Genomic DNA, 18,099 nt, shown 5'->3' with positions numbered 1-18,099 from the left:
ATGGATCACGCTCCCCCAGCGATAAGGCCGCCGATGGTGTTACTTTGGAGCATGACACCACCATTACGGCGTCTCGTCCTCGACGTCCTGAAGCCGTACGACCCGGATATCCTGGAGTTCACTGCCACTATCGCCGACTGCTCGGGAGTCACTGGTGCCAACACCGTCCTGGTCGAGACCGACCGGAACGTCCAGACAGTCAAAGTGACTCTCGAGGGCGACGACCTCGACGCTGACGCCGTCGAAGCGACCGTCGAGAGGATCGGCGGCGCGGTTCACTCGATCGATCAGGTCGTCTGCGGCGACCGCCTGGTCGAACAGAGCGGGACGCCACAGGATCGGTGAGTCGGTGTCGTTCGTGGATTCCCTCCGTAGCCTCCTGGAGGACGACGAGGTTCGCTCGATCTCTCGGCGCTACCTGATCTCGAACGGGTTCGACGGTACCCTGACGTGTATCGGCGTCGTCGTCGGCGCGTACCTCTCCGGCGTCTCAGACGGCATCACCGTGTTCATGATCGGCATCGGGGCGGGCGTCGGACTGGGAACCTCCGGCGTCTGGAGCGTCTGGGAGATCGAACGCGCCGAGAAACAGGCCGAACAGTTGCGGATCGAACGCTCCATGTTGACCGACCTCGACGGGACCATGGTCGAGCAGCGACGTCGGAGCGCTCGTGCGATCAACGCGGTGGCAAGCGGGATCGGGCCACTCATCGGAATCATCCTGCCGTTGTTACCGTTTCTCGCACACGACGTCCTCTTCTCGCTGCTCGAAGCGACGCTCGTGTCGATCGGTATCGGCGTCACCGTACTGTTCGGGTTCGGCGCCTATCTCGGATCGATCTCGAAACAGAACTGGATCGTCGCCGGCATCCGAATGGGACTCGCCGGGATCGTTGTCGCGGTACTCAACCTGTTTGTGCCAAGCTAGGAGCGATCTGTCGGGGGAATCCAGCGGCACCAGTCTCCGCGCCGGTCGCCGCCGTCGACAGCCCTTTTCACCTCGCGACCCTGCGTAGAGACATGAGCGATCAGCAGACCGACGACCTGCCGGAGACCGACGCCGAATGGCGTGACCGCCTCACCGACGAGGAGTACGAGATGCTGCGAGAAGCGGGGACGGAGCCTCGTTTCAGCGGCGAGTATCTAGACGTCAAAGAGGACGGCGAGTTCGCGTGTGCCGGCTGTGGGCTGACCCTGTTCGAGGCCGACACGAAGTTCGATTCGGGGAGCGGGTGGCCGAGCTTCTACGACGCCGTCGACGAGGAGAACGTCGAGACACGGGTCGACCGAAGCAACGGTATGAATCGAACCGAAGTCGTCTGTGCCCGCTGTGAAGGCCATCTGGGCCACCTGTTCGACGACGGGCCGGAGCCGACGGGCCAGCGCTACTGCATCAACTCGGCCTCACTGGAGTTCGATCCCGACGCGGAAGACTGAGGAGAGACGCGCCGCTGTGGGGATGCTCCCCGAGGGTATACTGTCGCCGTGGAGCGGGGGCGTTACTTTTCGTCGTCTTCTTCGCGTTCGTTCAGGAACTCGTGGGCCTGTTCGAGAATCTCCCGTGGGCCGTCCTGAGTGATCGTGTTGATCGCCTGCTCGTAATCACGCCACTGGAGGTCGCGGTGCTCGTGGGAGAGCTCCGCGCTGGCCTCGAACGACCTGGCGATGAACAAGTGGACAGTCTTGTGAATCGTGTTGCCGTCGGCCTCGAAGACGTAATCGTAGTCCTCGCGGAACCCATCGAGTAGTCGGAAATCGGCGATACCTGCTTCCTCTTCGACCTCACGGATAGCCGTCTGCTGGAGCTCTTCGGTCCCCTCGACGCCGCCTTTGGGGAACTCCCAGTCCCCGGGGCGGCTTTTGAGGAGGAGATACTCCCGGCGGCCCCGCGTATCCCGAAAGAGGATCGCGCCCGCGCTCGTCGCTTCAACCGTCATTGAACTAAAGTAAACGGCCACCCGTTAAGAGAATATCGGACGACGGGTGTCTTGGGGTGTTCACCGACACCGATTCGCGAGCCCCATCGTGAGGGCCACACACATGTGAAATCGATAGGGACGGCTTTTTACCCCCGGAGCGAGCATACATTATCCAACCCCCAGCATGACCTTCATCACGAAACTAATCCTGCAGAGCGGCGATCGGGCGGTCCTCGACAGCGTCGTCGAGGATATCCGCTCGACGACCGAACGAAAAGGCGTCGAAATGAACGGTCCCCACTCGAAATCCCCCGAGCGGCTTCGAGTCCCGCAGGCCAAGCGGACGACCGGCGGCGCGGAGTTCACCTCCTGGGATTACACCGTCTACACCCGCGAGATCGAGATCGTCGGCCACGACGACATCGCCCGAAAGATCGCGGCAAAGCAGTTCCCGAACTCCCTCCACGTCGAGGTCGAGGTCAAGCAGATCAGTCAGGTCGGCTCGGGATCGTAGCTCAGTTTTTTTCGCGGGAGCCATTAAGTAACCGCTCTCCCAAGGCATCGGTATGTCACAGACCAGTCGGTACGATCACTTTGTCGAACTCCGGCGCGACCTGCACAGACGGCCAGAACCCGCGTGGCGGGAGTTCTACACCACCGCACGGATCCTCGAAGAAGTCGAGCGGATCGGCGTCGACGAACTACACGTCGGCGAGGACGCGCTTTCGAGCGAGGACAGAGCGGCGGTACCAGACGACAGGGAGATCGATAGCTGGTTCGAGCGCGCTCAGGAGCTACTTTCCGACCGTGAGGGAAGCGACCCGGACGTGCTCGAACCGATGGCCGGCGGGCACACCGGCGCAGTCGCAGTCCTCGAACGCGGCGAGGGGCCGACGGTCGGCCTCCGCGTCGACATTGATGGCCTACCGCGGCCCGAAGCCGACGACGAGAGCCACGTCCCCGCCGCGGAAGGATTCCGCTCGGAAACCGGCGCGATGCACGCCTGCGGACACGACGCCCACGCGACGTTCGGCGTCGGCGTGCTGGAAGCCATCGCTGACAGTGACTTCTCGGGGACGTTCAAACTCCTCTTCCAGCCAGCCGAGGAGGTCATCGGCGGTGGCCGGGCGATGGCAAAGAGCGGCCATCTCGACGACGTGGATTACCTGCTCGCGGCCCACGTCGGACTGAGCCATCCGACCGGTGAAGTCGTGGCGGGCATCGGCGAGTTCCTGGCCGTCACGCAACTCGAAATCGAGTTCACGGGCGACTCCGCTCACGCGGGCGCACAGCCACAACTGGGCAACAACGCCAATCAGGCGGTCGCCGCGGCCGTCCAGAACCTCTACGCCATCCCCCGCCACGAGAACGGTGGGACGCGAGTCAATGCCGGCGTCATCGAGGGCGGTTCCGCCTCGAACATCGTCGCCGAGCAGGCCCGCATCGAGGGCGAGGTCCGTGGCGACACGACCGCGCTCCGCGACTACATGCTCGACCGGGCCTACGACGTGGTCGACGGGGCCGCCACGATGCACGGCTGTGAGGTGTCGATCGAGAAAGGAGCGAGCGCACCGAGCGCCGACAGCGATCCGGAGATCGCCGAGACGGTCGCGGACGTCGCAGACAGCGTCGACGGCGTGGAGTCGGTCGTCGAACACGCCGCTCTCGGCGGGAGCGAGGACGCCACGTATCTGATGCAGGAAGTGCAGGACAACGGCGGCCTCGCCTGCTACGTCGGCATCGGCACCGACCACCCCGGCGGCCACCACACCGCGACCTTCGACGTCGACGAGGCAAGCCTGCCGATCGGTGTCGACGTCCTGTCCGGAGCGATCACGCGTCTGAGCGACCGCGAGCCGACCAGCTAGCTGGTCACAGAACGACAGGATCGAGAACCCCCTACCGGGGTCCCAGAATTCGTTGCTAACTCACTCCTCGACGACGAGGTAGCCCACCATCTCCTCGTGTTCCTCGCGGACGTAGCGGTACTCGCCCGGCGTCTCCGGAACGAACTCGAACTCGAAGCCGCCGTCTTCGACCGACTCGCTTCCCTCGAATCCGGCGTCCGAGGGCTGGTGGGTCGGAACGACGCTGTGGCCGTCCGTCATCCAGACCCAGCGAAGCGTCGTTCCGGTCTCGACGCGAACGGCATCCGGCACGAAGGCGTCCTCGCCGCCCTGACCGACCTCGATGGTCGCGCGGGATTCGTCGGTCCAGTCGACGGGGGCGGGAATCTCCAACTCCTCCGACTCGTCCTCCTCGCCCGTCGGGTCGTCTTCGGTGCCCTCGTCCTGTTCGCCGGTTTCACCCTCGTCACCGTTTTCCGCTCCGGTGCCGTTTTGGGGGTCGTCCCCATCGCCGCCGAAACAGCCAGCAAGCGCGATGGTGCCGGCTCCAAGCCCCTGCAGCAGTCGCCGACGAGTGTTCGATCCCATGAGCGTGTGCGGATCAGTACTTGCGATCCGCGCCCGTGGTCTCGTAGATCTGATCCATTAGCTCGTCACGACGGGATTGCCAGGCATCGAACCCCTCGGGCGAGGAGGGGTAATCGTCGTAGTGTTCGAGCAGTTCGTCGGCGAGTTGTTTGGTCTGATACAGGGTGTAGATACTGCCCCAGTGGCCAAAGCTCTTGTAGGCGGTCTTGAGCTTCACCGACAGGGGGATCGACGCCGACCCGGAGTAAAGCCCCTCGGCGATCTGTTCGCCCGGCAGGGCCGCCAGCAGGCTGGTCAGTTCGTCCAGTTCGCCGCCCGTGATGTGGATGTTGTAGACGTCCAGCGCGGCGTAGCGCCCGCCGAAGTGGTCCATCACTCGCTCGTTGTACTCCCACAGGGCATCCTCGGTCGGGCCGCCGTTCGAGAGGGCGTCGACCGCCGCTTCCGCGGCGTACTGGCCGGCGTAGGCCGCGCCGGCGATTCCGCCCCCGGTCGTCGGATTGACGTGAGCAGCGGCGTCGCCGACGGCCACGTAGCCCGGCGCGACTGCTGAGTCGTAGGGCCGTCGCGTCGGGAGCGCCGCGCCGAGTTTGTCCTCGACCTCTGCGCCGTCGAACTCCTCGCGTTTCTCCAGATCCTGCTTGAGGTCGTCGACGAGTTTCATCGGCTCCTCGTTCATCTGGAAGCCAAGCCCGGCGTTGATCTCCGTCTCGGTCCGCGGGAAGTACCAGAGATAGCCCGCGGCGCGTTCGGTCGGTTTGAACACGAGGGCGTCGTCCCACTCGACTGGCTCGTCGACGTGGATGATCTCGCGGTACGCCGAACAGAACTGCGAGTAGGTGACGTTCGTGTCGAACGTCGCATCGCCCAGGTCCGCGAAGTCCTGAAGCACCGATAGGGCGCCAGCGGCGTCGACGACGACTTCCGCCTCGTACGTTCTGGGCTCGTCTTTTCGGACTGCCTCGATACCCGTGACCCGGCCATCGTCGGTCTGTGTGACGTCTTTGACGACCGTGTCGTAGTGGATATCGGCACCGGCTTCCTCGGCACCCTCGATGAGCAGTCGCCCGAACTCCAGCCGGTCGATCACCGCGAGTTCGCCGGGGACGGGAATTTCGAGAACCGTGTCCTCCTGCGGGATCTCGAACCGCCCGTGGTCGACCCCGGTGTTGGTAAAGGAGGGCTCGATCTTCGATCGCGGGATGGATTCGGGGAACTCCGACGCACCCTTCAAAGCGTCTCCACAGGCGATATGTCCTGCTTCCTCGGCGTCCTTGCGCTCGACGATGACGGCGTCGAGGCCGGCGTTTGCCGCCGTTGCAGCGGCGTAACAGCCGGATGTACCTGCCCCGACGACGACGACGTCGTGCTCCGATGTAGTCATAAAGACGGGTCGTACCCCCACGGTCAAAACGTTTTACTTCGGATTCGGCCGCTGGCCCCCCGCGACGACAACATACTTGTCCCGAAGTAGCCTCACGGTAGACGTGAGCGAGTACGGCTACACGACGACGATAGAGAAGCGATACAACGACTTCGACACCTACGGGCACGTCAACAACGCGGTCTACGTCACCTATCTGGAGTCCGCACGGATCGACTTCTTCCGCGACGTGATCGGCAACCGGGACATCTCGACGGTCATCGCCCACGTCGAGGTGGACTACGAATCGCCGATTCTCGTCGACCACGAGGTCACCGTTGCGATCCGCGTCGCCGATATCGGCACGACGAGCGTGACGCTGGACTACGAAATCCGTGCTAACGGCGACCGCGCGGCCAGCGCGCAGACGACGCAAGTGATCCTCGACGAGGACGAGAAGCCGCGGCCAGTGCCCGAGGCGTGGGCCGAACGACTGGGCGTCGAGACGGGGAGCGCGGATTGATCAGGTCGCCGGCGCGCGGCGGACCAAGGGAATAAAGAGTTTTATCAAGGTCGTTCGTAGCAGAGGAGTATGACCGAGTACACCGTCGAGTTCGTCGGCCGTGACGAGGAGATCACGGTTTCGGACACGGAGACGATTCTCAGCCGCTGCCTCGAAGAGGGGATCGCACAGGAGTACTCCTGTCGTGTCGGGATGTGTCTGGCCTGTACCGCCGAAATCGTCGAGGGGGAGGTCACTCAGCCCGCCGCCCGTGGGTTCACCGAGGAAGAAGCCGAGAACTACGCGCTGACATGCATGGCTCGCCCGCAGTCGGACGTGACACTCGATCGCGGCAAGTATCCGCCGAGCATCGGCGACGATGTCGCCGCCGAAGCAGGTGCGGGCGACGCGACCGCCGACGACTAAGCCGTGCGGGTACGCCACGAAGACAGCGGGGAGACGCTGGCCGCCACCGTCGACCGCGCGACGGGCATCGTCTCGCGCGGCCGCGGCCTCATGTTCCGGCGTTCGATCCCCGACGACTACGCGCTCGTCTTCGAGTTCGACGGCGTGGGGGCTCGCAGTCTCCACATGCTCTTCGTCCCCTTTTCGCTCGATGCCGTCTGGATCGCCGACGGCGAGGTGACACTAAGCGAGACCCTCTCGGCGTGGACCGGTCTCGCCAGCGGGGAGGCCGATCTGGTGATCGAACTGCCGGCGGGGGCCGCCGAAGCGGTCTCGGTTGGCGATCGAGTGACCGTGGCGCCGTGAGCGGTTATGTTCTCGGGAGACCGCTCATTGAGTCGAAACGTCTCCGCTCGAACTCGGCTGCCGTGCCGGGATCTGTCCCTGCCCCCTCCCGGAATCAGGGACAGAAACTGTGGAACCGTGAAGTTTATCTGCCGTGTGCGCTTTTACCACGATGGATATGACACGAGAGGATTCCTCTCAGTCGGATTCCGAGGATAGAGGAAGTCGGGGCAACCTGGCTGGCCGAGAAATTCTCGGGGACGAGTGACTCACGCGTGCAACCGGGAGACACGCAGGGCTTCTTCGGTGGCGACCCCGCCACGAATCCGCTGTACGACGACGAGACAGAGGTATCGCTTCTGGACACGACGCTGCGAGACGGCGAGCAAGCGCCGGGCATCTCGCTGACGCCCGACGAGAAGGCCGACATCGCCCGCGCGCTGGACCGGGCACAGGTCGACGTGATCGAGGCCGGCAGCGCCTGTACCGGCGAGGGCGAGCGCCGAACGATCCGGAAAGTGACGGATCTGGACCTCGACGCGACGATCACGAGTTTCGCTCGCGGCGTCAAAAACGACATCGACCTCGCGCTCGACTGTGACGTCGACGGCGTCACCATCGTCGTGCCGGGGAGCGACCGCCACATCGAGACCAAGGTCGACACCACCCGCGAGCAGGTGATCGCCGACACCGCGGAACTGGTCGAGTACGCCCGCGATCACGGTCTCTGGACCGAAGTGATCGCCGAGGACGGCAGCCGCGCCGATCTAGCGTTCTTAGAGGAGCTGATGGCGACGGCCTTTGACGCCGGAGCCACCCGGGCGTGCTACGCCGACACCGTCGGCCATGCAGGTCCGGAGCGATCCTACGAGGTCGTCTCCGCGCTCGCGGAGTACGGCCCTGTCAGCACTCATACCCACGACGACCTCGGGATGGGGCTGACGAACGCGCTGGCGAGCGTCGCCGCGGGCGCGGATCTCGTCCACGGGACGATCAACGGCCTCGGTGAGCGCGCCGGCAACGTCGCACTCGAAGAGGTCGCTATCGCACTCGATCACAACTACGGAATCGAGACTGCCGACACGACCCAACTGTACAGCCTCGGCCAGGCAGTCGCACAGGCCACAGGTGTACAGCTACCGCCGAACAAGGCGGTGACCGGCGAGAACGCCTTCACCCACGAGAGCGGCATCCACACCGACGGGACGCTCAAGGACGACCGGATGTACGAGCCATACCCGCCGGAGAAAGTGGGCCGCGAACGACGGATCGTACTCGGCAAGCACACCGGTCGCGCCGGCGCACGCGCCGCCCTCGAAGAACACGGCGTCTCGGTCGACGACGAGGAACTCACCGAGGTCGTCAAGCGGGTCAAGGAGATCGGTGACCGCGGCAAGCGAGTCACCGATGCTGATCTGCTGGCTATCGCCGAGGACGTCAAGGGCACCGACCGCGAGCGCCGCGTCGAACTGCTCGATCTCACCGCGGCCAGCGGGGGCGGCATCCCGACCGCGAGCGTCCGCCTGCGCGTCGACGACGAGGAACGGGTCGCCTCCGGAACCGGCAGTGGCCCGGTCGACGCCGCCGTCAGTGCGGTCCGAGAGGCGCTCGGCAAAGCGGCCAACGTCACGCTCGAATCGTACGAAGTCGATGCGATCACCGGCGGTACCGACGCCGTCGTCACGGTCGAAGTCGAGATGAGTCGCGGCGACCACTCCGTGACGGTCGCCAACAGCGACACGGATATCACCTCCGCGTCGGTCAGTGCGATGGTCGACGCGATGGATCGACTCCTGTCCGTGTCCGGCGACGGACCGGTCGTCCTGGCCGACGACTGACCGCCCGTTCGATTTTTTAGCTGGTGTCCTGCTCGGCGAACGTGATCTCCCAGTTCGAGAGCGTCGCCGCCGACCGGACCTCGGGCGACCATGCGTCCGGATCCAGTGCCGCCGGTCTGACCGCGAGCATCGTCGGCGAACTGACCCTCGAAAGCGGGAACGCCGTGTCCCCATGGAACCCGAATGCCGAGAGAACGGATGTCGGTAGCGTCGACGGGGCAAGGATCGCGTTGTGATCGGCAGTGTCCGAGATGATCGCCTGCAGCAGGGCGACCGTGGGGTCCGGTTGCAGAGTGACCGGCAGGATGTCCGTGAGTCGTACCGCGCCATTCCGACCGGTCCTCCTACCGACGATAGCAGCGCCGACGGGGTCGCCGTTCCGTCGGGCGACGTAGTACCGATACCACCAGTCCGGGTTCTCGTAGCGCCAGTGACAGAACTCCCGGTCCCGCGGCGTGTGGATTCCCGACGGCACTGCCTCGGTATACAACGACGCGAGCACGTCGGCTGGCACTCGGTCGGTTCGCGTCACCGTGATTCCCCCGGGCGCGTCGGTGAGCGACGTCCTGATCCCCGCGTATCCACGTGCAATCGCATCCGCCGCCACGCCGGCGGCGTTCCGGACGAGCGAATCCGTCGAGAGCCACGCCGAGGGGTGCTGAAACCGGTAGTACGTCGGGACCTGTCCGAGCACATCCCACCCCAGTTTCTCGTTACCGGCCCTGGTGTACCGGTTCGGAAAATTGAAAAACAGCGCCGCCTCGTGATCGGCGTACCGCTCGATCACCCGCTCGGTCATCCGCGTGAACAACCCCTGCCGTCGGTGGTCCGGATGGACCATCGTATCGCACGGCTGTAGTGCCAGTACCCGCTCGGCGTCGATGGATAGCGGCAGAGCGAACACCGGCCGTGCGCCGACGATAGTTCCGGTCCCGTCCGTCGCCACCTGGATCGGCACCCCTTCGACGTACGGGTTGTTGCGATACTTCCAGTCGAACCACTCGTCGCTCCGCTCGTCGCCGAACACCGTCTCGTACAGATCGAAGAACCCCTGGAGGTCGCCGGATTCGAATAGCCTGACTGCGTACTCTGCTGTCTGTACCATCCCTCTGACGAACTACGACGACGACGTATGAATACGTTCGTGGGGACGGTACGTGGCCAGATAGTAATTGACTGGATACTAACTGGCAACAACGGGCTTTCCGCCTACGATCCAGTACATAGACGATGACCGGAACCGTGACATTGAGCGTCGAAATCGAACTCGGCTGGGGCGTCCACGATATCGGCGAGTACGGCCACCTCAGCGAGGACGGCCGGGCCGAACGAGAGTTCCTCCGGCAGTTACTGGACGTCTGTGACGAGACGGAGATTCCCATCTCCTTTGACGCCGTCGGCCACCTGTTTCTCGCCTCCTGCGAGGGGTCACACGACGGCCCGTATCCCGACGGCTGGTTCGACGCCGACCCCGGGACAGACGTCGCAGTCGATCCGCTGTTTTACGCGCCGGATATGATCGAGAACGTGCGGACACGAGACACTGACCACGAACTCTGCACACACACGTTCTCACACACGCCCCACGGGACCGTGAGCACTACCGCGGCCGATGCCGACCTCGACCACGCCCAGCGCGTCCACGAGGATATCCTGGGTGAACGCACTTGCTCGCTCGTCCCGCCGCGTCATATGACGCCACCGAGTCACGTCCTTCGGTCGAACGGGATCGACGTCGTTCGGGAGGCCGCTAACAGGCGCGCGAGCAGTCGGCTCGGCCGGGCGAAAGAGCTACTTCTCGGGCCGCCGCCGATGGGCGATCCGACCATCGAAGACGGCGTCTGTCGGACGCTGAGCACCACGTACCCGAACCTCGCTGCGGCGTCGCTTCCCTCCGGAAAGCGCCCAGCAGAGCCACTGTTCCGGGCAGTCCCGACGCGGATCCGACAGCGGTTCCACCGCCAGTATCTCGAGCGGGCGACGATGCACGCCATCGAGCGGGACACGCATCTCCACCTCTGGTGTCACCTGTACGACATCGCAAACCACGCACAGCTCGCGCCGCTCGCAGGCTATCTCCGCACCCTCGAACGGTTGCGGGATCGCGGCCGCGTCGATATCGCAGTGATGGAGCGACTTTCCGAGCGAGTACCGGTCAGTCGCACGGCCTGACTCGTCGCCCCGTCACGGGAGTGCTCGATCGGATCGTAACAGTGCCAGATATACGACGCCGACCGCAGCGAGGCCGAGACCTATCGCAACCTCGAGCGACAGGACGTTCCTGCCGAGGTTGACGTACCGCACTGCGAACACCGCGAGTATCGTCATTCCGAACGCCGCGTAGGCAGTTGCCGCTCGACGAACGCCGACCGGTAGCTCGTCGAACGATCCCCCCAGCCACACAGTAACGATGATCCCGGTGATCACTCCGACCGGAAGTCCGACGAGCGCCGAGAACTCGATCTGGAGCAGTTCGATAATCACCACTGCAACGAGCAACGCCGTCGTCACGCCCGCACCCACCGCAGTGAACAGTTTCCAGGCGTTCATACGCCATCTTCGACGGCTATGGTAATTACCCTTACAGAAGGTACAGGCGAAAGCCCACGGCTTTAGCCGTGGGAGGAGGTCAACTGTAGTGGTTCGGTTTCTGAGAGCGCGGGCCAGTGGGGAGCGTTGCTCGCGTAGAAGCGCCAAGGAGGAGATTGTGAACCACGCGAAGACGGTCGCTCCCTCCGGTCGGGCTGCGTCTTCTCTCGTTCAAATCTCCGCGTGAGGTTTTCACGCTCACGAGTACGAGAGACACGGAGGTCTCTCGCGGATTTGTTCGCGAGAAAAACGCCGAGGAGGAGATTTGAACTCCTGTGTCCTTAGCGGACAGTTGCTCTCGAAGCAACCGCCTTGGCCAGGCTAGGCTACCTCGGCTCATTAATCGATTCAGGGGCTACCAGTTTATCCGTTTCGGTTCACCACACGAGTGGCATCGGTACACATATGTGGGGCGACTGTTCGTACCAAGTCATGGACGTAGCTGAAGCGAGCGAGGAGTGTGAAGCCGTCCTCGACTCCATTTCTGGTGCCGTTATCGCTGATAGAGAGTTTCTCGAAACCGTACTGCTGGGCGTCGTCTCCCGCGGGCACGTCCTGCTGGAGGACGTACCGGGGACCGGGAAGACGCTCACCGCGAACAGTTTTGCATCCGCACTCGGACTTTCCTTCTCCCGTGTGCAGTTTACTCCCGATCTGCTGCCGACTGACGTGACCGGGACACACATCTTCAACGAGGAGGACGGGAGCTTCGAGTTCAGCAAAGGGCCGATCTTTGCGAACGTGGTGCTGGCCGACGAGATCAACCGTGCGCCGCCGAAGACCCAGGCCGCACTGCTCGAAGCGATGGGCGAGGGACAGGTCACTGTCGACGGCGACACGCACGAACTCCCGGATCCTTTCTTCGTCATCGCGACGCAGAACCCCGTCGATCAGGAAGGGACGTTCCCGCTCCCCGAGGCGCAGGTCGACCGCTTCCTGGTGAAAAGCTCTATCGGCTACCCGGACGAGGCAGGCGAGGAGGAACTGCTCCACCGCCGACTCGGCCGCGTCGAACAGGCTCCGAGCGTCGAGCGCGCAATCTCCGAACAATCGGTGATCGACCTCCGACAGGTCCCCGAAACCGTCCAGGTCACCGATGACGTCGTCTCCTACCTCGCCGAGATTGCCCGTCGAACCCGCTCGCTACGGCAGGTCTCGGTCGGCGTCTCGCCGCGCGGGACCCAGAGCCTGCTCGAAGCCGCCCGGGCCCGGGCGGCGATGGTCGGCCGCGATTACGTGACGCCGGACGACGTGGCCGAGGTCGCCGAACCCGTGCTTGCCCATCGCCTCGTACTGACGCCGGAAGCGAAAGTGGACGGCGTCTCGACGGCCGCGCTCGTCACCGACGTGCTCGATGCAGTAGCCGTGCCGACGGTCCAGTCGGTCCCCTGATAGCTGTTTGACTCCCGCACCCCGTTCACTCGTCGGTGGGTGGAGCCAGGTGCTCGCGACCCCAGTCGCGCATGGCGACGATCACCGGTTCCAGGGATTCCCCACGACCGGTGAGGGAGTACTCCACGCGGAACGGTTTCTGGCTAACTACTGTTCGGTCGACGAAGCCGTGTTCTTCCAGATCCTCTAGCACGTCGGACTGGACTTTACTGGATATCCCGTCGACTTCCTCTCTCAGTGCGTTGAATCCGAGCGGGCCGCGTTCGAGTAATCGATGAATCACGACTGGATGCCACTTCTTGCCGATCAACGTCGCTGTCGACGTGATCGGACACCATTCCGCCCCCGCACACCAGACTTCCAGTCGATCGTCCTCAGCGCTCATACAAACCGTACGTTCACTTCTCAAATAAGGGTTACGTATAGTAAGCTAGTAACTAATAGTAATGTAGGTTCCATTTCTGGCTCTCCCCGTTTGCAGGGCACACTGTCCGGTTCCGCGCCAGTCTTTCCCTCCTGTTCGTCTTCGCATACCAAGTGCGGTGTGCAAACACGACACACGGTCGAGGGCGACTGATATGTCTCCCCCACCGACTTCGAATATGCTTCAAACTGGACAGCGCGCACCCACCTTCGACCTCCCCGGCGCGGGTGGCGGTCGAATAGACAGACATCGTCTCACCGAGTACACGGACAACGGATGGGCCGTCGTCCTAGTGTTTTATCCGTTCGACTTTCATCCCGTCTGCACGTCACGGATGTGTACGCTCAGGGACAGCGAGGCACTGTCACTGGTCGAGAACACCGTGGTACTGGGAATCTCGACGGATAGCGTGTACTGCCATCGAGAGTTCGCCGACGAACAGCGGATCGACTTTCCACTGCTGTCGGACAGCGACGGGAGCGTCGCCGAGGCATACGGTGTCCTCGCGGACGAGTTCGACGATCATCGGGGGGTCGCCTGCTCCGCCCTCTTCGTCGTCGACCCCGACCGCCGTATCCAGTACACCTGGCTAAGTGACGACTCCGAGGACGACCCCGATCTGGCCGCTGTTGAAAAGGCGGCCCACTGTCATGGGGACGAATGTACCGTTCCAGATGACAAATCGTATCTCTGATCTATTTTGAACTGGGACAGCCGTCAGGCCGATTTCCACAAACCGTTTCGTAACCCGGTGAATACACGGTTCGCTTACGATTATGTGCATTGCGGGCCACTACGTTACTGTGGGAAACCTCGTGTCCTCTCATTGCAACCACATGTAATGATACACATAAGAATCAAAAATATAACCGGGCTGGTTGCACAGGTCGGACAGGTCAAGCGGCGTTCGTCGACGACCCTGGCGCTACCACCGGACGGGTGTGAGCTATGACGACGGATAGCCGCTTGATCAACCATCCCGATGACGACCACCCCGTACATCGGTATACGGCGGCCGCAGGGGCCGTATTCCGTCGTACACTCGAACTGATCGTTCGTCGCGCGGCGTTATGGGCCGCGGTCGTGTTCCCGGCCGTCTACCTCGCCGGCGCAGTTGGTGAGATGGCCGGAGGACTCCCAAAGAGCTGGTTTCCCGTCGCCATCGGGGTTCACCTGCTGGTCCTCTGGGTTGGACACGACGCACATCATCCCACGTGATGTACTGATCGGAGGCTGTCCTACTTTTGCGAGACTGACTCCAACTCCCGATACGTACAGTGGAAGCCAGCGGCGTACTGATAAAACGTCGGAACGACCTGCGTTCGAAGGTCGGCATCCTGCTCGTCGGCGAAGTCGATAGCGGTCCAGGTCCGGGCGTCGTCGATGGCCGGTGCGACGTCGGCTGGGAGCGAAAACTCTCCAGTAGCCGTGAGATACGAGCGCATGAACGCGTCGGCCAGTCGGTCGAAGAACCGGTCGGTTGGCTCGAACGTCCCATCGTCGTCTGCTGCGAGTCGGTCGTACGTCTGCCGTATCAGGTCGCTACCGTCGTCGACGCCATGATCGTCAAACGACGCCGTCGTCGTACAGTTTCCATCTATGTCTTCGTCTCGTTTGTCCGTGTTACTATTTCTCATGAGACAAGCTACGGTCGGTTACCATATGTAACCAAGCCGGTCGTGCATCGTCGAAACAACACCGGAGGTGGACCGGCTATTCCAGCGCGTGCCGAATGGTATCGCCAGCGGTGATGCCGACGAACCGTTCTACCTCCTCGCCGGACCGGTAGACTACGATCGTCGGGATCGACCGGACACCCGCCTGTGCGGCGAGCGACTGAAACTCGTCGGTGTCGACGCTCAGGATCGGGGCGTCGACCCTGCCGGCAAGTTCCTCCATGATCGGCGTCTGCTGCTGGCACGGCCCACACCAGTCGGCGAAGAAGTCGACGATCACTTCGTCGTGTTCGGCCAGCGTGGTCCGCAACGTGTCCTCGGTCTCGATATCGATGAGGCCGCCAGTCCTCTCGGGGGCGATCGGTGTTCTGTCGAACGACATATGAAATGTACCGAACGGCCGATAAAAGCGCTTCCCGAACCAACCGGTAATCCGGTTACTGTCGAGTAAGGCTGGTCGGAGACGATGCCATACGGTCGACCCGCGAACAGTCCGATCCGTCTCGACCGTCGACGAGAGCAGTCCGATCCGTCTCGACCGTCGACGAGAGCAGTCCGATCTCCATCTGACAGCGCCATCACACTCACGGAACGGCCCGGATCACCACTCCTCACCGATCTCCTCTCGCGCCCGTTCGTAGCCATCCTTCGTCCGCCAGCGTCGGCCGGTAGCGACGTGCTCGGCGACGTAGCGCGCACCACACACCCCACAGCGTCGTGTGTTCGGTTCGGTCACCGTTTTCGACGCGCGAAACCGGCCAGCCGACCAGTCGCAGTCGCCCGCCGTACAGAGCAGTCTCACTCGCGGTTCGCTGAACGGAGTGCAGTGCCGCGGGGCGTCGAGCGCCGCTGCTTTCTCGTAGAACCGCTCGCTGTGACCCGATTCGCCGAACTGCTGGAACTCCCAGGCGTGGACGAGTTCGTGGCGGACGACATCCATAATCTCGTCCCACCCGTGTCGCTGGTAGGCCTTCCACGCGAGCCGGATCGTGACTGTCTGTTCTCGGCCGTCGTACCGACACGATCCGGCGCGGCGCTTTGCGCGATGGGACACCTCCCACTCGACGGCCGACAGATCGACGTCGATGGTGACGGAGCAAGCGTACTCCCGAGCACGGTCCAGCAGGGCAGATTCCGACTGTATCGGCGGTGTGCCGTCTGATTGCATTCGTCCTCGTTAGCGGTCGGTTGGTCTCGGGGAGCAAAAGTTTCAGGGGTACGCTGAAGGGAATCCGGCTCTCCGTACGAACGTGACTCCAGTTCCCGCCCCGCTCACGATCAGGACGCCCGCGTTCCTCCTCGATCAGGTCGTCGTCACCTGTCTCGTCGTCCCGCCGGTGCTAGGGCTTGGCGTCGAGTTCGGGACCATTGTCTCGCCAGGAGAACCTCGACAACTGGTCTTCGTCGCGCTGATGGCCGTCGCCTTTGCCTATCACTTCCTTGCGGAGTGGCTCACCGGCCGGACGCTCGGCAAGGAACTGTTCAATCTCCGGGTCCTCGCGGACGACGGGAGCGCTCTGGGGCTCCGGGGCTCGTTTCTCAGGAACGCGCTCCGGCTGATCGACGGCCTTGGCTACTGGAGCGTCGCAGTCTTCGTCATCCTCCTCCGGGGCGACGGCAAACGGATCGGCGACGTCGTCGGCCGGACGCTCGTCGTCCAGAGCGACTAGTTGCCGCGTTTCCGATACCAGACCCGCTCGCCCACTGGCGATTCGTCCTCGTCGATCTCCAGACGGCTCATGAACAGATCGCGGATCGCAAACGTGACGACGAGTTCGACGCTTTCGCCCCCCTCAGTACGGACATCGACGACGCAGTGGCCGTCCCGCTCGCCGACCCGCTCGATGATGCCCTCCGACCACCGCTCGATGTCGTGTGTCGGTCGCTTCGAGTGAATACGGTCGTGTGCCACGGCCGAGGCTATGGTCGCCCGCGTCTTGTGCGTGCTGTCTAGCGGTAGGGCATCGGGTCTCACAACACTCCGGAGAGGAGTCCGCTATCGTCGAGCATCGACCGGTCCAGTGAGAGTCACAACCGGCGGCACAACTGTGAGACGATCCAGAAGGGTAGAGCGCCTCTGTGGCGACGACAGCCTGTCCAGGGGCCGAGCTTACACCTCTTCGCCAATGGATTCCCAGATGACACACCAGTCTTCGACTGCAATGTACCCCTCGACCGCAGCACAGGCCCCCCACGTGTCGCCGTTCTTGTCAGGGATGAACTCCGCACAGTTTCCACAGGCCTGTCCCGGCTGAGCAGTGCCCTCCGCGATGGCCTCGACGGACTCCATCAGGTTGACGTCCGCCTGCGTCTGCAGTTCGTCGGGATTGCGCTCCTCATCAGCCTGTGAGGCTGCTGTACGGTACTCCTCTGGGACTTCGGCCGTCGGCAGCTCTTCTTCGGACAGCCCTTCGGGAACCTCGGGTTCGGGCAGTTCTTCGTAGATCGTACACCAGTCTGCACCGTCGATGTACCCCTCGACCTCCGCGCAGGCGCCGAACTCGTCGCCGTTCTTGTCCGGGATGTAGTCGGCACAGTTCGTACAGCACCGCCCCGGTTCGTGCGCAGCGTTTTCTAGCGCCTCGTCGTACTCGGAAAACTGGACGTCAACTTTCGTCTGCAGTTCGTCGGGATTCCGCATCTCGCCCCCGAGCGACGTGGCCGACATGTACACGTCTGGTACGGGCCCGGTTTCGAACTCCTCCTCCGATACCCCCTCAGGTAGTTCCTCTTCTTCCTCCCCGTTTTCCTCCACCCCGTTCTCCTCCTCCCCGTTTTCTTCCCCGTTCTCCTGTCCGGGGTCCGTACCCTCGTCGCTTGTACACCCACTCAATGCCACGATCCCGGCCGTTGCAACGACGTAATGGCGTCGACTCCACAGATCGTAGGTGGACGGTCGGTCACGCCGTGGATTCTTTTCGGACATGTCCTGAAATTCACACAGCGAAAATAAATTGAGAATGGGTATTTCCCAGTATATAAGAAAAGACCGTGTTATTTATTAAACAGGAATATTTGACACACTAATTAATAAACCACACTCTATTACGGAAGAGATACACGTATACGAGCTATTACCGCTAAAAATTTCATATAGCCCGATATAGTCTTCTTCAATTCCAGCAGTTGTATGAAATATTGAGATAGCTCATAGAGCAATTAATTCTAATCTAATACCAAAAATTTAAACCAAGTGAGGGAGCGATTCTTG

At 62.9% G+C, this 18,099-nt stretch carries 25 protein-coding genes and 1 tRNA gene; 14 read left to right on the top strand and 12 right to left on the bottom strand.

What is annotated here, in order from left to right; all coding sequences use genetic code 11:
• Nucleotides 1-51 precede the first annotated feature (51 nt).
• The 3 genes from ACFQL3_RS11930 to msrB all read left to right on the top strand — a co-directional run bounded on the left by ACFQL3_RS11930 (nt 52) and on the right by msrB (nt 1,437).
• Nucleotides 52-345 (top strand): DUF211 domain-containing protein, encoded by a 294-nt coding sequence (locus ACFQL3_RS11930; RefSeq protein ID WP_377054541.1) that lies wholly within the window; start codon nt 52-54, stop codon nt 343-345.
• Between the two features lie 13 nt (nt 346-358).
• Nucleotides 359-928 (top strand): VIT1/CCC1 transporter family protein, encoded by a 570-nt coding sequence (locus ACFQL3_RS11925; protein ID WP_377054539.1) that lies wholly within the window; start codon nt 359-361, stop codon nt 926-928.
• Between the two features lie 92 nt (nt 929-1,020).
• The gene (gene msrB, locus ACFQL3_RS11920) at nt 1,021-1,437 is read left to right on the top strand and encodes a peptide-methionine (R)-S-oxide reductase MsrB (protein ID WP_377054537.1); all 417 of its coding nucleotides are present in this window, start codon (nt 1,021-1,023) and stop codon (nt 1,435-1,437) included.
• A 62-nt stretch (nt 1,438-1,499) separates the two neighbouring features.
• On the opposite strand, the gene ACFQL3_RS11915 is transcribed toward msrB, so the two are convergent.
• Nucleotides 1,500-1,937 (bottom strand): bis(5'-nucleosyl)-tetraphosphatase, encoded by a 438-nt coding sequence (locus ACFQL3_RS11915; protein ID WP_377054535.1) that lies wholly within the window; start codon nt 1,935-1,937, stop codon nt 1,500-1,502.
• Nucleotides 1,938-2,103: 166 nt separating this feature from the next.
• Here ACFQL3_RS11915 and ACFQL3_RS11910 point away from each other — a divergent pair, with 166 nt between their 5' ends.
• The gene (locus ACFQL3_RS11910) at nt 2,104-2,433 is read left to right on the top strand and encodes a 30S ribosomal protein S10 (RefSeq protein ID WP_377054534.1); all 330 of its coding nucleotides are present in this window, start codon (nt 2,104-2,106) and stop codon (nt 2,431-2,433) included.
• A gap of 52 nt (nt 2,434-2,485) precedes the next feature.
• Entirely contained in the window at nt 2,486-3,787 is a 1,302-nt protein-coding gene (locus ACFQL3_RS11905; protein ID WP_377054532.1) for an amidohydrolase, read from the top strand.
• 60 nt (nt 3,788-3,847) lie between these two features.
• Here ACFQL3_RS11905 and ACFQL3_RS11900 read toward each other — a convergent pair whose 3' ends face one another.
• Complete coding sequence (locus ACFQL3_RS11900) at nt 3,848-4,354, bottom strand: cupredoxin domain-containing protein (protein ID WP_377054530.1); 507 nt, start codon at nt 4,352-4,354, stop codon at nt 3,848-3,850.
• 13 nt (nt 4,355-4,367) lie between these two features.
• Nucleotides 4,368-5,738, bottom strand: coding sequence for a geranylgeranyl reductase family protein (locus tag ACFQL3_RS11895; RefSeq protein ID WP_377054528.1), 1,371 nt, complete (start codon nt 5,736-5,738; stop codon nt 4,368-4,370).
• A 103-nt stretch (nt 5,739-5,841) separates the two neighbouring features.
• Here ACFQL3_RS11895 and ACFQL3_RS11890 point away from each other — a divergent pair, with 103 nt between their 5' ends.
• The 4 genes from ACFQL3_RS11890 to ACFQL3_RS11875 all read left to right on the top strand — a co-directional run bounded on the left by ACFQL3_RS11890 (nt 5,842) and on the right by ACFQL3_RS11875 (nt 8,807).
• Nucleotides 5,842-6,240, top strand: coding sequence for an acyl-CoA thioesterase (locus ACFQL3_RS11890; RefSeq protein WP_377054526.1), 399 nt, complete (start codon nt 5,842-5,844; stop codon nt 6,238-6,240).
• 69 nt (nt 6,241-6,309) lie between these two features.
• Nucleotides 6,310-6,645 (top strand): 2Fe-2S iron-sulfur cluster-binding protein, encoded by a 336-nt coding sequence (locus ACFQL3_RS11885; RefSeq protein ID WP_377054524.1) that lies wholly within the window; start codon nt 6,310-6,312, stop codon nt 6,643-6,645.
• 3 nt (nt 6,646-6,648) lie between these two features.
• A complete protein-coding gene (locus ACFQL3_RS11880; RefSeq protein ID WP_377054522.1) occupies nt 6,649-6,990 on the top strand; it encodes a DUF192 domain-containing protein in 342 nt (113 codons plus the stop codon).
• 308 nt (nt 6,991-7,298) lie between these two features.
• The gene (locus ACFQL3_RS11875) at nt 7,299-8,807 is read left to right on the top strand and encodes a (R)-citramalate synthase (protein ID WP_377057092.1); all 1,509 of its coding nucleotides are present in this window, start codon (nt 7,299-7,301) and stop codon (nt 8,805-8,807) included.
• Between the two features lie 16 nt (nt 8,808-8,823).
• Here ACFQL3_RS11875 and ACFQL3_RS11870 read toward each other — a convergent pair whose 3' ends face one another.
• Nucleotides 8,824-9,912: a GNAT family N-acetyltransferase gene (locus tag ACFQL3_RS11870; RefSeq protein WP_377054520.1), complete on the bottom strand. Its 1,089-nt coding sequence runs from the start codon at nt 9,910-9,912 to the stop codon at nt 8,824-8,826.
• A 125-nt stretch (nt 9,913-10,037) separates the two neighbouring features.
• On the opposite strand from ACFQL3_RS11870, the gene ACFQL3_RS11865 reads away from it, so the two are divergent.
• Nucleotides 10,038-10,979, top strand: coding sequence for a polysaccharide deacetylase family protein (locus ACFQL3_RS11865; RefSeq protein ID WP_377054518.1), 942 nt, complete (start codon nt 10,038-10,040; stop codon nt 10,977-10,979).
• 12 nt (nt 10,980-10,991) lie between these two features.
• On the opposite strand, the gene ACFQL3_RS11860 is transcribed toward ACFQL3_RS11865, so the two are convergent.
• Nucleotides 10,992-11,357: a hypothetical protein gene (locus tag ACFQL3_RS11860; RefSeq protein WP_377054516.1), complete on the bottom strand. Its 366-nt coding sequence runs from the start codon at nt 11,355-11,357 to the stop codon at nt 10,992-10,994.
• A 289-nt stretch (nt 11,358-11,646) separates the two neighbouring features.
• Nucleotides 11,647-11,732, bottom strand: a tRNA-Ser gene (locus ACFQL3_RS11855).
• Nucleotides 11,733-11,828: 96 nt separating this feature from the next.
• Between ACFQL3_RS11855 and ACFQL3_RS11850 the strand changes: the two genes are divergently transcribed.
• Nucleotides 11,829-12,788, top strand: a complete 960-nt coding sequence (locus ACFQL3_RS11850; RefSeq protein ID WP_377054514.1) for an AAA family ATPase — start codon at nt 11,829-11,831, stop codon at nt 12,786-12,788.
• A gap of 25 nt (nt 12,789-12,813) precedes the next feature.
• On the opposite strand, the gene ACFQL3_RS11845 is transcribed toward ACFQL3_RS11850, so the two are convergent.
• The gene (locus ACFQL3_RS11845) at nt 12,814-13,173 is read right to left on the bottom strand and encodes a winged helix-turn-helix transcriptional regulator (RefSeq protein ID WP_377054512.1); all 360 of its coding nucleotides are present in this window, start codon (nt 13,171-13,173) and stop codon (nt 12,814-12,816) included.
• A 217-nt stretch (nt 13,174-13,390) separates the two neighbouring features.
• Between ACFQL3_RS11845 and ACFQL3_RS11840 the strand changes: the two genes are divergently transcribed.
• Both ACFQL3_RS11840 and ACFQL3_RS11835 read left to right on the top strand, forming a co-directional pair.
• The gene (locus ACFQL3_RS11840) at nt 13,391-13,906 is read left to right on the top strand and encodes a redoxin domain-containing protein (RefSeq protein ID WP_377054510.1); all 516 of its coding nucleotides are present in this window, start codon (nt 13,391-13,393) and stop codon (nt 13,904-13,906) included.
• 254 nt (nt 13,907-14,160) lie between these two features.
• A complete protein-coding gene (locus tag ACFQL3_RS11835; RefSeq protein ID WP_377054508.1) occupies nt 14,161-14,430 on the top strand; it encodes a hypothetical protein in 270 nt (89 codons plus the stop codon).
• A gap of 20 nt (nt 14,431-14,450) precedes the next feature.
• On the opposite strand, the gene ACFQL3_RS11830 is transcribed toward ACFQL3_RS11835, so the two are convergent.
• The 3 genes from ACFQL3_RS11830 to ACFQL3_RS11820 form a co-directional block, all read right to left on the bottom strand.
• A complete protein-coding gene (locus tag ACFQL3_RS11830; protein WP_377054506.1) occupies nt 14,451-14,849 on the bottom strand; it encodes a hypothetical protein in 399 nt (132 codons plus the stop codon).
• A 76-nt stretch (nt 14,850-14,925) separates the two neighbouring features.
• Nucleotides 14,926-15,270 carry a thioredoxin family protein gene (locus ACFQL3_RS11825; protein WP_377054504.1) on the bottom strand — a complete coding sequence of 115 codons (345 nt, stop codon included), beginning with the start codon at nt 15,268-15,270 and terminating at the stop codon, nt 14,926-14,928.
• A gap of 219 nt (nt 15,271-15,489) precedes the next feature.
• Nucleotides 15,490-16,056 (bottom strand): SprT-like domain-containing protein, encoded by a 567-nt coding sequence (locus ACFQL3_RS11820; protein WP_377054502.1) that lies wholly within the window; start codon nt 16,054-16,056, stop codon nt 15,490-15,492.
• An 82-nt stretch (nt 16,057-16,138) separates the two neighbouring features.
• Between ACFQL3_RS11820 and ACFQL3_RS11815 the strand changes: the two genes are divergently transcribed.
• A complete protein-coding gene (locus ACFQL3_RS11815; protein ID WP_377054500.1) occupies nt 16,139-16,558 on the top strand; it encodes an RDD family protein in 420 nt (139 codons plus the stop codon).
• Here ACFQL3_RS11815 and ACFQL3_RS11810 read toward each other — a convergent pair.
• Together ACFQL3_RS11810 and ACFQL3_RS11805 are read right to left on the bottom strand one after the other, a co-directional pair.
• Nucleotides 16,555-16,800 (bottom strand): hypothetical protein, encoded by a 246-nt coding sequence (locus ACFQL3_RS11810; protein WP_377054498.1) that lies wholly within the window; start codon nt 16,798-16,800, stop codon nt 16,555-16,557. The two genes, ACFQL3_RS11815 and ACFQL3_RS11810, sit on opposite strands and share 4 nt — an antisense overlap.
• A gap of 198 nt (nt 16,801-16,998) precedes the next feature.
• Entirely contained in the window at nt 16,999-17,814 is an 816-nt protein-coding gene (locus ACFQL3_RS11805; RefSeq protein WP_377054496.1) for a high-potential iron-sulfur protein, read from the bottom strand.
• Nucleotides 17,815-18,099 lie beyond the last annotated feature (285 nt).

It is taken from the genome of Natronoarchaeum sp. GCM10025321 (assembly GCF_042663585.1).
Classification (GTDB): Archaea; Halobacteriota; Halobacteria; order Halobacteriales; family Natronoarchaeaceae; genus Natranaeroarchaeum.
Note: the sequence above shows the minus strand (reverse complement) of the source record. Positions and strands in the feature narration are given on the sequence as shown.

Bases quoted from the DNA above. Each gene is read 5' to 3' on its own strand.
- ACFQL3_RS11930 (WP_377054541.1), top strand. From the start codon at position 52: ATGACACCACCATTACGGCGTCTCGTCCTCGACGTCCTGAAGCCGTAC.
- msrB (WP_377054537.1), top strand. From the start codon at position 1,021: ATGAGCGATCAGCAGACCGACGACCTGCCGGAGACCGACGCCGAATGG.
- ACFQL3_RS11915 (WP_377054535.1), bottom strand. From the start codon at position 1,937: ATGACGGTTGAAGCGACGAGCGCGGGCGCGATCCTCTTTCGGGATACG.
- ACFQL3_RS11910 (WP_377054534.1), top strand. From the start codon at position 2,104: ATGACCTTCATCACGAAACTAATCCTGCAGAGCGGCGATCGGGCGGTC.
- ACFQL3_RS11905 (WP_377054532.1), top strand. From the start codon at position 2,486: ATGTCACAGACCAGTCGGTACGATCACTTTGTCGAACTCCGGCGCGAC.
- ACFQL3_RS11900 (WP_377054530.1), bottom strand. From the start codon at position 4,354: ATGGGATCGAACACTCGTCGGCGACTGCTGCAGGGGCTTGGAGCCGGC.
- ACFQL3_RS11895 (WP_377054528.1), bottom strand. From the start codon at position 5,738: ATGACTACATCGGAGCACGACGTCGTCGTCGTCGGGGCAGGTACATCC.
- ACFQL3_RS11885 (WP_377054524.1), top strand. From the start codon at position 6,310: ATGACCGAGTACACCGTCGAGTTCGTCGGCCGTGACGAGGAGATCACG.
- ACFQL3_RS11870 (WP_377054520.1), bottom strand. From the start codon at position 9,912: ATGGTACAGACAGCAGAGTACGCAGTCAGGCTATTCGAATCCGGCGAC.
- ACFQL3_RS11865 (WP_377054518.1), top strand. From the start codon at position 10,038: ATGACCGGAACCGTGACATTGAGCGTCGAAATCGAACTCGGCTGGGGC.
- ACFQL3_RS11860 (WP_377054516.1), bottom strand. From the start codon at position 11,357: ATGAACGCCTGGAAACTGTTCACTGCGGTGGGTGCGGGCGTGACGACG.
- ACFQL3_RS11850 (WP_377054514.1), top strand. From the start codon at position 11,829: ATGGACGTAGCTGAAGCGAGCGAGGAGTGTGAAGCCGTCCTCGACTCC.
- ACFQL3_RS11845 (WP_377054512.1), bottom strand. From the start codon at position 13,173: ATGAGCGCTGAGGACGATCGACTGGAAGTCTGGTGTGCGGGGGCGGAA.
- ACFQL3_RS11840 (WP_377054510.1), top strand. From the start codon at position 13,391: ATGCTTCAAACTGGACAGCGCGCACCCACCTTCGACCTCCCCGGCGCG.
- ACFQL3_RS11835 (WP_377054508.1), top strand. From the start codon at position 14,161: ATGACGACGGATAGCCGCTTGATCAACCATCCCGATGACGACCACCCC.
- ACFQL3_RS11830 (WP_377054506.1), bottom strand. From the start codon at position 14,849: ATGAGAAATAGTAACACGGACAAACGAGACGAAGACATAGATGGAAAC.
- ACFQL3_RS11825 (WP_377054504.1), bottom strand. From the start codon at position 15,270: ATGTCGTTCGACAGAACACCGATCGCCCCCGAGAGGACTGGCGGCCTC.
- ACFQL3_RS11820 (WP_377054502.1), bottom strand. From the start codon at position 16,056: ATGCAATCAGACGGCACACCGCCGATACAGTCGGAATCTGCCCTGCTG.
- ACFQL3_RS11805 (WP_377054496.1), bottom strand. From the start codon at position 17,814: ATGTCCGAAAAGAATCCACGGCGTGACCGACCGTCCACCTACGATCTG.